12 protein-coding genes are annotated in these 9077 nt (G+C 78.1%); 9 read left to right on the top strand and 3 right to left on the bottom strand.

Going from position 1 to position 9077, the window contains the following annotated elements; all coding sequences use genetic code 11:
• The first annotated feature begins 18 nt into the window (after positions 1-18).
• From G6556_RS14635 to dtd, 7 genes are all read left to right on the top strand, one after another.
• On the top strand, positions 19-450 hold the full coding sequence (locus G6556_RS14635; protein WP_166942886.1) for a DUF4395 family protein: 432 nt from the start codon (positions 19-21) through the stop codon (positions 448-450).
• A 166-nt stretch (positions 451-616) separates the two neighbouring features.
• The gene (locus G6556_RS14630) at positions 617-1207 is read left to right on the top strand and encodes an FABP family protein (protein WP_166942877.1); all 591 of its coding nucleotides are present in this window, start codon (positions 617-619) and stop codon (positions 1205-1207) included.
• Position 1208: 1 nt separating this feature from the next.
• A complete protein-coding gene (locus tag G6556_RS14625) occupies positions 1209-2399 on the top strand; it encodes a folate-binding protein YgfZ (protein ID WP_166942874.1) in 1191 nt (396 codons plus the stop codon).
• Positions 2400-2406: 7 nt separating this feature from the next.
• A complete protein-coding gene (locus tag G6556_RS14620) occupies positions 2407-3528 on the top strand; it encodes an FUSC family protein (protein WP_166942871.1) in 1122 nt (373 codons plus the stop codon).
• A gap of 59 nt (positions 3529-3587) precedes the next feature.
• Positions 3588-3935 carry a DUF2516 family protein gene (locus G6556_RS14615; protein ID WP_346774923.1) on the top strand — a complete coding sequence of 116 codons (348 nt, stop codon included), beginning with the start codon at positions 3588-3590 and terminating at the stop codon, positions 3933-3935.
• A 2-nt stretch (positions 3936-3937) separates the two neighbouring features.
• Positions 3938-5062, top strand: coding sequence for an asparaginase (locus G6556_RS14610; RefSeq protein WP_346774922.1), 1125 nt, complete (start codon positions 3938-3940; stop codon positions 5060-5062).
• Entirely contained in the window at positions 5059-5496 is a 438-nt protein-coding gene (dtd, locus tag G6556_RS14605) for a D-aminoacyl-tRNA deacylase (RefSeq protein ID WP_166942868.1), read from the top strand. Before G6556_RS14610 ends, dtd begins: the two co-directional genes overlap by 4 nt.
• 27 nt (positions 5497-5523) lie before the next feature.
• Here dtd and G6556_RS14600 read toward each other — a convergent pair whose 3' ends face one another.
• Together G6556_RS14600 and G6556_RS19195 are read right to left on the bottom strand one after the other, a co-directional pair.
• Positions 5524-6006 (bottom strand): GNAT family N-acetyltransferase, encoded by a 483-nt coding sequence (locus G6556_RS14600; protein WP_166942865.1) that lies wholly within the window; start codon positions 6004-6006, stop codon positions 5524-5526.
• Between the two features lie 68 nt (positions 6007-6074).
• Positions 6075-6314 (bottom strand): hypothetical protein, encoded by a 240-nt coding sequence (locus G6556_RS19195; RefSeq protein WP_205693523.1) that lies wholly within the window; start codon positions 6312-6314, stop codon positions 6075-6077.
• Positions 6315-6407: 93 nt separating this feature from the next.
• Between G6556_RS19195 and G6556_RS14590 the strand changes: the two genes are divergently transcribed.
• A complete protein-coding gene (locus G6556_RS14590; protein ID WP_166942862.1) occupies positions 6408-6932 on the top strand; it encodes an O-acetyl-ADP-ribose deacetylase in 525 nt (174 codons plus the stop codon).
• 51 nt (positions 6933-6983) lie between these two features.
• Here the strand turns inward: G6556_RS14590 and G6556_RS14585 are convergent, their stop codons facing one another.
• The gene (locus tag G6556_RS14585) at positions 6984-8144 is read right to left on the bottom strand and encodes an aminotransferase class I/II-fold pyridoxal phosphate-dependent enzyme (protein WP_166942859.1); all 1161 of its coding nucleotides are present in this window, start codon (positions 8142-8144) and stop codon (positions 6984-6986) included.
• Positions 8145-8254: 110 nt separating this feature from the next.
• On the opposite strand from G6556_RS14585, the gene G6556_RS14580 reads away from it, so the two are divergent.
• Positions 8255-9077 (top strand): hypothetical protein (locus G6556_RS14580; RefSeq protein WP_166942856.1); only part of this gene is annotated, 823 nt, incomplete at its 3' end.

The raw sequence follows: 9077 nt of genomic DNA, 5'->3' as shown, positions 1-9077 counted from the left end.
ACCGCGCCCGGCACCGCCGTGCCCGCCGGCATCGACCCGCGCGGGCCGCGCGTCGGCGCCGCCGTCACCGCCGTCCTGCTCGTCGTGGTCCTGCTGCTGCCCGGCGCGGCCGCCACCGTGGCGCTCGCCGCGGTCGCCGCCCTGTTCGCGGTCGGCGCCGTCCGCGGAGCGCAGGGCTCCGTGCAGGGCCTGCTCTACCGCGCCCTCGTCCGGCCCCGGCTCGCCCCGCCCGCGGAGCTCGAGGACCCCCGGCCGCCGCGGTTCGCGCAGCTGGTCGGCCTGGTCATCACGGGGGCCGGCGTGCTGCTCGCCCTGCTCGGCCTCCCGGGTGCGGTGCCGGTCGCGGCCGCCCTCGCGCTGGTGGCCGCGGTGCTCAACGCGGCGTTCGGGCTGTGCCTGGGCTGCGAGCTGTACCTGCTCGGCGTCCGGGTGCGGCACGCCCGGGCCTGAGGAGTCGGGAAGGCACGGGGCCGCGTCGTCGTTAGGATCGGCAGATGCATGCACTCGAGATCGTGTTCATCGGTCTGCTCGTCGCCGCGACGCTCACCATCGGGTGGTTCTCCGGCTTCGTCGTCTACCGGCTGTTCAAGGGACAGCGCTGACAAGAAGGGCTTCCATGGCGTTCACGCTGCCCGAGGGCCTCGCCCCGGAGATGTACCCGCTGGCCTGGCTCGTCGGCCGGTGGCACGGCGAAGGAGTCGTGGGGTACCCGGGGATCGAGGAGACGGCGTTCACCCAGGACGTGGTGATCGACCACGACGGCGGCCCGTACCTGTCCTACACGTCGACCATCCGGCTCGTCGTCGTGCCGGACGACGCCTCGGCGATCGCCGACGCGGACGGCACGCCCGCCGAGGAGCCCGCGGCGGAGGCGGACGGCGAGGGCGCCGTCTGGAACACCGAGAGCGGCTACTGGCGCATCCCGCCGGAGCGGCCCGAGGGCATGGGCTCCGCGCTGTCGCCGGTCGAGCTGCTGCTCGCCGACCCGTCCGGGCACGTCGCCGTGTACGTCGGGGCGACCGGCAACGGCCGGATCGACCTGGTCAGCGACGTCATCGCGCGCACCGCGTCGGGCGCCGAGGTGTCCGCGGGCAAGCGCCTGTACGGCCTGGTCAACGGCGAGCTCATGTGGGCGCACGACCTGGCCGCGTTCGGGCACGAGCTGCAGTCGTACGCCTCGGCGCGGCTCAGCCGCGTGACGGACTGACATGTCCGACGACGTCACGACCGCGACCGCCGAGCCAGCGGTGCCCGCCGAGCCCCGGCACCGCAGCCCGCTGCTGGACCGGCACGGCGCCGTCGCCGCGTCCGGCCCCGACGCGGGCGTGGCCTGGCACTACGGCGACCCGACGGCGGAGCAGCGCGCGCTGACCCGCGGCGGTGCCGTGGTCGACCAGTCGCACCTGGGCGTCGTCCGGGTCACCGGGCCCGACCGGCTGTCCTGGCTGAACTCGATCACCTCGCAGGAGCTCGCCGCCCTGCCGCCGCGCACCTCCACGGAGACGCTCGTGCTCAGCCCGCAGGGGCACGTCGAGCACGCCGCGGCCGTGGTCGACGACGGCGAGGCGACCTGGCTGATCAGCGAGACGGCGCCGGCGCTGGCGACGTGGCTGGACCGGATGCGGTTCCTGCTGCGCGTCGAGGTCGCGGACGTGACCGACGACTGGGCGGCCATCGGGGAGCCCGTCGACGCCGAGGGCGCCGAGGGCGAGCCCGTGACGTGGCGCGACCCGTGGCCGCGCACGCTGCCCGGCGGCACGCGGTACGGCCTGCCGGACGAGGAGCACCCCGGCGCCGACCGCGCGTGGCGGCTGGTGCTGGTGCCGCGCGCCGGCCTGGTCGACGCGGTGCGCGCCCGCGAGTCCGCGGGCTGGCCGCTCGTCGGCACCTGGGCGAGCGAGGCCGTGCGGGTCGAGGCGTGGCGCCCGCGCGCCGGCCGCGAGGTCGACCACCGCACCATCCCGCACGAGCTCGACTGGCTGCGCACCGCCGTGCACCTGCACAAGGGCTGCTACCGCGGTCAGGAGACGATCGCGCGGGTGCACAACCTCGGCCGGCCGCCGCGCCGCCTGGTGATGCTGCACCTCGACGGCTCCGGCCACGTGCTCCCCGAGGCCGGCGCGGTCGTGCGCGACCTCGGCGACCTGCTGGCCACCGGCGAGCCCGGCCGCGAGGTCGGGGTCGTGACCACCGTCGCCCGGCACCACGAGCTCGGCCCGGTCGCGCTCGCCGTCGTCAAGCGCTCGGTGCCCGTGGACGTCGAGGTCGTGGTCGAGGCCGACGGCGGCGTGCTGACCGCCGGCCAGGAGGTCGTGGTCCCGGGCGACGGCGTGTCCGTCGACCGGCCCGCCGCGCGGGGGCCGCTCACGCGCGGCCTCGGCGGCCACCCGATGCTGTGACCCGCCGGTGACGGGCACGGCACGGCCGGACCCGGGGCCGTCCGCGGTCCGGGTGCAGGTCGCCGCGCGCGTGCGGCAGGGGCGCGCCCGGGTGCGGACGGCGTTCGTGCCGATCCTGCAGGCGGTGCTCGCCGCGGGCGTCGCGTACTGGATCGGCTACACCGTGCTCGGGCACAGCGCCCCGTTCTTCGCGCCGGTGAGCGCCTGGATCGCCCTCGGGTTCACCGCCGACCGCGACCTGCGTCGGGTCGCCGAGCTCGCCGTGGGCGTCGCGATCGGCGTCGGCCTGGGCGACCTCGTGGTGCACGTCATCGGCACCGGCGCCTGGCAGGTGGCGTTCGTGCTGCTGGTGGCCGCGCTGATCGCCCGGTTCCTCGACCGGGGCCCGATGCTCACCACGCAGGCCGGCGTGCAGGCGATCGTGATCGTCGGGCTGCCCGCGGTCAGCGCGTCGGGCGGCCCGGTCGGGCGGTGGACGGACGCGCTGGCCGGCGGCCTGGTCGCGCTGGCGGTCGCCGCCCTCACGCCCAGCGACCCGCGCCGTCGCCCGCGCGCCCAGGGCCGGGCCGCCGTGGAGGAGCTCGCCGGGATGCTGCGGCTGCTCGCCCGGGGGATGCGCACGCGCTCGGAGCACGACGTCGAGGACGCGCTCATCCGGGGCCGCGCCTCCCAGCCCGCCCTGGACGAGTGGCAGGACGCCGCGGCCTCCGCCCGTGACCTCGGGCGGGTGTCGCCCGCCGCCCGCCGGCACCGCACGGAGCTCGCCTGGATCGGCCAGTCCGCCGTCCGGGTCGACCGTGCCGTGCGCAACTCCCGGGTGCTGGCCCGGCGCGCGCTGGCCTCGGTGCAGGCGGACCACGAGCGCGACCTCGGGGCCGTCGCGGACGCGGTCGACCGGGTGGCGCTCGCGGCGGACGCCCTCGCCGCGGCGCTCGGGGCGGGCGCGGAGCCGCTGCGCGCCCGGGAGGACCTGCTGGGGCTGGCCGCCGAGCTCGACCCGTTCACGCTGACCCCCGACGACCTCCAGGCGCAGAGCCTGCTGCTGCTCGTGCGCTCGCTCGTCGTCGACCTGCTGGAGGCCGCGGGCGTCGACTCCCGCACGGCGCGCGAGGCGCTGCCGGAGATCTGACGCCGGCGCGGGAGGTGCACGCCGGGCGCGCGGCCGCCGGCGACCCGTAGGCTCGGCCCGTGATCTTCGGCAACGTGCAGGTCGTGCTGTTCCTCCTGTTCACCCTCGTCATCCTGGTGCTGGCGGTGTGGGCGCTGGTCGACGCGCTCCGCCGCCCCGCGGCCGCGTACGTCGCGGCGGGCAAGCAGACCAAGCAGATCTGGTCGATCATCCTGGGCATCGCCACCGCGGTGGCGTTCTTCTCGGTGCCGCCGCCGCTCGGGCTCGGGGCGTTCCCGACCTTCCTCGCGCTGCTCAGCGCGGTCGCGGCGATCGTCTACCTGGTCGACGTGCGCCCGGCGATCGCGCCGCACTCCGGTCGGCGGGGCCCGCGCGGCGGCCAGGGCCCGACCCGGGGCGGGTGGTGAGCGTGCCCGGCATCCGCCAGGGCGGCCCCGACCTCGCCGAGCGGCTGCACGGCGGCGCCGCGGGCGTCGTCGCACGGCACGCGGCCGGCACCGGCGACGTCGCCTCGGCCGCGGTCCCGCTCGCCCGCGTCGTCCGCGGGGACCTGGTCGAGTCCGTGCACCTCGGCCACCTCGTCGTGCTCGCCCCGGACGGCGCCGTGCGGCTCGCCCTCGGCGACCCGGAGGTCACGGTGCTGGCCCGGTCGTCGCTCAAGCCGCTGCAGGCGGTCGGGATGCTCCGCGCCGGCCTCGACCTGGACGGCCCGCACCTCGCGCTCGCCTGCGCCAGCCACGACGGGACGCCCGAGCACCTGCGCGTCGTGCGGGAGACGCTGCTGGGCGCCGGGCTGGACGAGTCGGCGCTCGACAACACCCCCGACCTGCCGCTCGACCCCGAGGCGGCGTTCGCGTGGCGGACCGACGGGCACGGGCCGGAGCCGGTCGCGCAGAACTGCTCCGGCAAGCACGCGGCGATGCTGGCGACCTGCGTCGCGCACGCCGGCGAGCCCGGCTGGGAGCCCGGCGAGTACCGCGAGCCCGAGCACCCCGTGCAGGTCGCCTGCCGCGCCGCGGTCGAGGAGCTCACCGGCGAGCAGGCCTGGCACGTCACCGTCGACGGCTGCGGCGCGCCGCTGTTCTCCACCACGCTGACCGGGCTGGCGCGCGCGTTCGCGCGGATCGCGGTCGCGCCGGTCGCCGACCCCGGCACCCCGCTCGCCCGCGTGGCCCTGGCGATGTCGGAGCACCCGGAGCTCGTCGGCGGCGCGACGCGGGACGTGACCCGCGCGATGCGGGCGGTGCCCGGGCTGGTCGCCAAGGACGGCGCGGACGGCGTCTACGCCGCGGCGCTGCCGGACGGGTCGGCCGTGGCGTTCAAGGTCGTCGACGGCAGCGGGCGTCCGCGGCCGGCCGTGCTCGCGGCGGCGCTGCGCGTCGCCGGGGCGGCTGCGGTGCCCGGGGTGGACCTGGCGGCGCTCGACGCGCTCGGCGACGTGCCGGTGCTCGGCCACGGCGAGCCCGTCGGCGCGGTGGTCCCGGCGTTCACCGTCGACACCGTGGACGCGGGCGGCGACGGGGCGACCGCGTGAGGGCGGTCGTCCAGCGCGCCAGCCGGGCCTCGGTCACGGTGGACGGCGCGGTCGTCGGCGCGTTCGAGGGCGAGGGCCTGGTCGTGCTCGTCGGCGTGACCCCCGGCGACGGGCCCGCGCAGGTCGAGTACCTCGCGCGGAAGATCGCCGACCTGCGGGTCCTGCGGGGCGAGCGGTCCGCGGCCGAGGCCGGGGCGCCCGTGCTGGTCGTCAGCCAGTTCACGCTCTACGGCGACGCGCGCAAGGGCCGGCGGCCCACCTGGAACGCCGCGGCGCCGGGACCGGTGGCCGAGCCGCTCGTCGAGGCCGTGGTGGCGGACCTGCGGGCGCGCGGGCTGACCGTCGCCACGGGGGTGTTCGGGGCGGACATGGCCGTCGAGCTCGTCAACGACGGCCCGGTGACCCTGCTCCTGGAGTCGGCGCCCGACGCCTGACCCCCCGGACGGGCCGGTCAGGTCAGGTCAGGTCAGCCGCAGGATCAGGCGCTCCTCGACCCGGGCGGAGCCGCGGGTCTGCGCGTGCCGCTCGCCGGTGCGGACGAACCCCGCGCGCACGAACAGGTCGCCCGCCGCGTGGTTGCCGTCGACCACCCAGAGCGACACCGTCTCGGCGCCCTCGGCCCGCGCGGCGTCCTTCACCGCGTCCAGCAGCGCCCAGGCCATCCCGCGGCGGCGTGCCTCCGGCGCGACCCACAGCTGCACGACGTGCCGGTCCGAGGTCGGCGACCCGGGCTCCTGGATCATCCCGACGAGCCCGCGCGGGGTGCCGTCCTCGTCGACCACCCATGTCGCGGCGCCCCGCACCCGCATGCGCCAGTGCGGCTCCGCGAACAGCTCCTCGCGCGCCAGCGACGACCCGAACACGTCGGGGTCCTCGCGGAGCGCGCGCAGCCGCACGTCGCGGACCGACCGCCAGTCGTCCTCCTGCACGCGCCTGATCTGCACGCCGACAGCATGCCCCACGGGTCGTCGCCCGTCGCCCGCGACGCCCGGCGCGCCCCCGGGTGAAGGGGTCAGGGGTGCAGGCGCGCGTCGTCGGCGCCGACCTCCGGGACACCGTGCCCGGCGGGGTCCGGCACCGCGCGGGCGACGTCGGCGACGTCCTCCTCGGGGCGGGGCGGGATCGTCTCGTCGGCCTCGAGCTGCGGCACCTCCTCGCGACCGTCGTGCTGCACCGGGACGGGCTCGGTGCCGTCGGGGCCGGCGGGGATCGGCTCGGTGGGGATCGGCTCGGTGGGGATCGGCTCGGTCACGGTGTCCTCCCGGGTTCTCGCAGGTGGGGCCACCGTAGGCCGGGCGGGTCGCGCGCGCAGGACGAGCGCCCCGGTCCGGGCCACCATGGGGGCATGCGCATCGAGGCCGTGCCCGGGGACATCACCGACCAGGACGTCGACGCGGTCGTGAACGCGGCCAACTCGTCGCTGCTCGGCGGCGGGGGCGTCGACGGGGCGATCCACGCGGCCGCCGGGCCGGACCTGCTCGCGGAGTGCCGCGAGCTGCGTCGCACCGCGCTGCCCGACGGGCTCCCCGTCGGCGACGCGGTCGCCACGGGCGGCGGCCGGCTGCGGGCTCGCTGGGTGGTGCACACCGTGGGGCCGAACGCGCACGCCGGGCAGACCGACCCGGCGCTGCTGCGCTCCGCGTTCACGCGGTCGCTCGACGTCGCGGCGGAGGTGGGCGCCCGGACCGTCGCGTTCCCGGCGGTGAGCGCCGGGGTCTACGGCTGGGCGCCCGCGACCGTCGCGGAGGTGGCCGTCGCGGCCGTGCGCGGCTGGGCCGCGGCGCACCCGGACGCGGTCGACCTGGTGCGGTTCGTGCTGTTCTCGCCCGGGGTGCTGGCGGCGTTCGAGGACGCGCTCGCGGAGCACTGAGCCTGCGCCGGTCCTGCCGGCGTCGGCCGGCGGCGGCGGCCGGCGGTCGCGTCAGCCCGCGGCGACCGCGGTGCGCGCGGGCAGCCGGGACAGCCCGGTGCGCAGGTCGTCGGCGCTGGCGGTGAGCGAGATCCGCACCCAGCCCTCGCCCGCGGCGCCGAACGCCGACCCGGGGGCCACGGCCACGCCCGCCGTCCGCGCGAGCTCCTCCGCCCACGCCGCGACGTCCCCGCCGCCGGTCGCGTGCGAGACGTCGGCCCACAGGTAGATCCCGCCGCCCGCCGGCAGCCACGGGATGCCGCGCTCGTCGAGGATCGCCGTCGCCAGGTCCCGGTGCTCCCGGTACGTCCGGCGCGCGTGCTCGACCGCGTCCTGCGGGCCGGTCAGCGCGGCGAGCGCCGCGTACTGCGCCGGGGTGTTCACGCACGACACGATCGACTCCTGCAGCGTGGGCATCAGCGGCGCCATCCGGTCCGGCACCACCAGCACCCCGACCCGGAACCCGGTCATCGCGTGGGTCTTCGAGAACGTGTGCAGCGTCAGCACCCGCCCGTCGGTGTCGAACCGCGCCGCCGGCACGTGCGGAGCGTCGTAGGTGAACGCCGCGTAGCACTCGTCGGACAGCACCCACAGGTCGTGCCGCCGGGCGACGTCCACGAGCTCCGCCACCAGGTGCTCCGGCAGGCTCGTGCCCAGCGGGTTCGACGGCGAGTTCAGCAGCAGCACCCGGGTCCGGTCGGTGATCGCCGCCTCGACGGCGGCCGGGTCCGGCAGGAAGCCGTCCTCGGGCCGCAGCGCGTACGGCTGCGCCTCGGCCTGCAGCAGCCGGGTCGCCATCGTGAACGGCGGGTAGCCCGGGTCCGGCACCAGCACGCCGTCGCCCGCGCCCACCGTCAGGCTCAGCCCCAGGTGCAGCGCCTGCGCGCCTCCCGCGGTGACCCACACGTTGTCCCGGCGGACGGGCAGCGCGTGCTCCGGGTCGAGCCACGCCGCCACGGCGTCCCGCAGCGGGGCGATGCCGCCGTTCGGCGTGTACCGGGTGTCGTCGCGGGCCAGCGCCTCGCGCGCCGCGTCCAGGACGTGCGGGGCGGTGGGCAGGTCCGGCTCGCCGACGCTCAGCACCACGGCCCCGGGCAGCGACCACGCGAGCTCGGTGATCCGGCGGATGCCGGAGGCGGGGACGGCGCGGGCGTGGGGGGCGATCTCGGGCACGGGGGCAGGCTAGCCCCGCGGTGTGTCGGTGCCGTGTCGGGCGGCGCCGCGGCCGTGAGCCGCGCGACACCGGCGGCGCGCCGACCTGCGGCGTTGGCAGGATGGGGTGCGTGACCGCACCGCCCGACCCCACGTCCGTCCTGTCCCGCTCCGCCGCCCGCACGGCTGGCACCGCGCTCGCCGCCGTCGCGCTCGGCGGGCTGGCCTGGTGGCTGCTGCGGCTCGGCGCGCACGACGCGACGCTCGTGCGGTGGGAGTGCTTCGCGGGGACCTGCGCGACCGACGACTTCGCCGGGGCCGCGCCCGTGCTGGGCGGCATGGTGCTGCTGGCGTCCGCCGCCGCCGCTGCCCCGCTCACCCGCCGGGCGACGCCGGGCCTCGCCGTCGTGCTCGGCTCCGGGGCGCTGCTCGCGGGCTGGTCGGCGGCCGTCACCGACGGCCTGACCACCGAGCAGGCCGTGCGCCGGTTGGTGCTGATCGCGGCGCTGGTGCTCGCGCTGGGGCTGGTCGCCGCGCTGTGGGGCGGGCTGCGGGTGCTCCGCGGCACCGGACTCCTGGCGCGGCTGGGCGGCCGCCGCGGGACCTGGGCGCGCGTGCGGGACTACGAGAGCGGCACGGGCCCGGTGGTCGGGGCCACCGTGCACTTCGACGACGCCCGAGGCGTGCGGCACGCGGTGCGCACCCGGGTGCCGCGGGACGCGTTCCGGCACCCGGCGCGGGTCTACTACGACCCCGAGCGGCCGGACGACGCGGGGCGGCTCGTCGTCGTGGTGCCGTCCCCGCCGCTCACGGCCGGCGGGCGCCGGGCCCACGAGGAGGCGGTGCGGATCCTGGTGCCGCTGCCGGAGGACGACCTCCCGGGCGGCGGACCCGGGTCCGGGACGCGGGCCGGGTCGGCCGGCGCGGCGGGCGGTGCGCCGGGCGGGACGCCCC

The sequence above is a fragment of the Cellulomonas sp. IC4_254 genome, assembly GCF_011603975.1.
Taxonomy (GTDB): domain Bacteria; phylum Actinomycetota; class Actinomycetes; order Actinomycetales; family Cellulomonadaceae; genus Cellulomonas.
This window is presented reverse-complemented; position numbering and strand designations above follow the sequence as displayed.

Bases quoted from the DNA above. Each gene is read 5' to 3' on its own strand.
- G6556_RS14630 (WP_166942877.1), top strand. From the start codon at position 617: ATGGCGTTCACGCTGCCCGAGGGCCTCGCCCCGGAGATGTACCCGCTG.
- G6556_RS14625 (WP_166942874.1), top strand. From the start codon at position 1,209: ATGTCCGACGACGTCACGACCGCGACCGCCGAGCCAGCGGTGCCCGCC.
- G6556_RS14590 (WP_166942862.1), top strand. From the start codon at position 6,408: ATGCGCATCGAGGCCGTGCCCGGGGACATCACCGACCAGGACGTCGAC.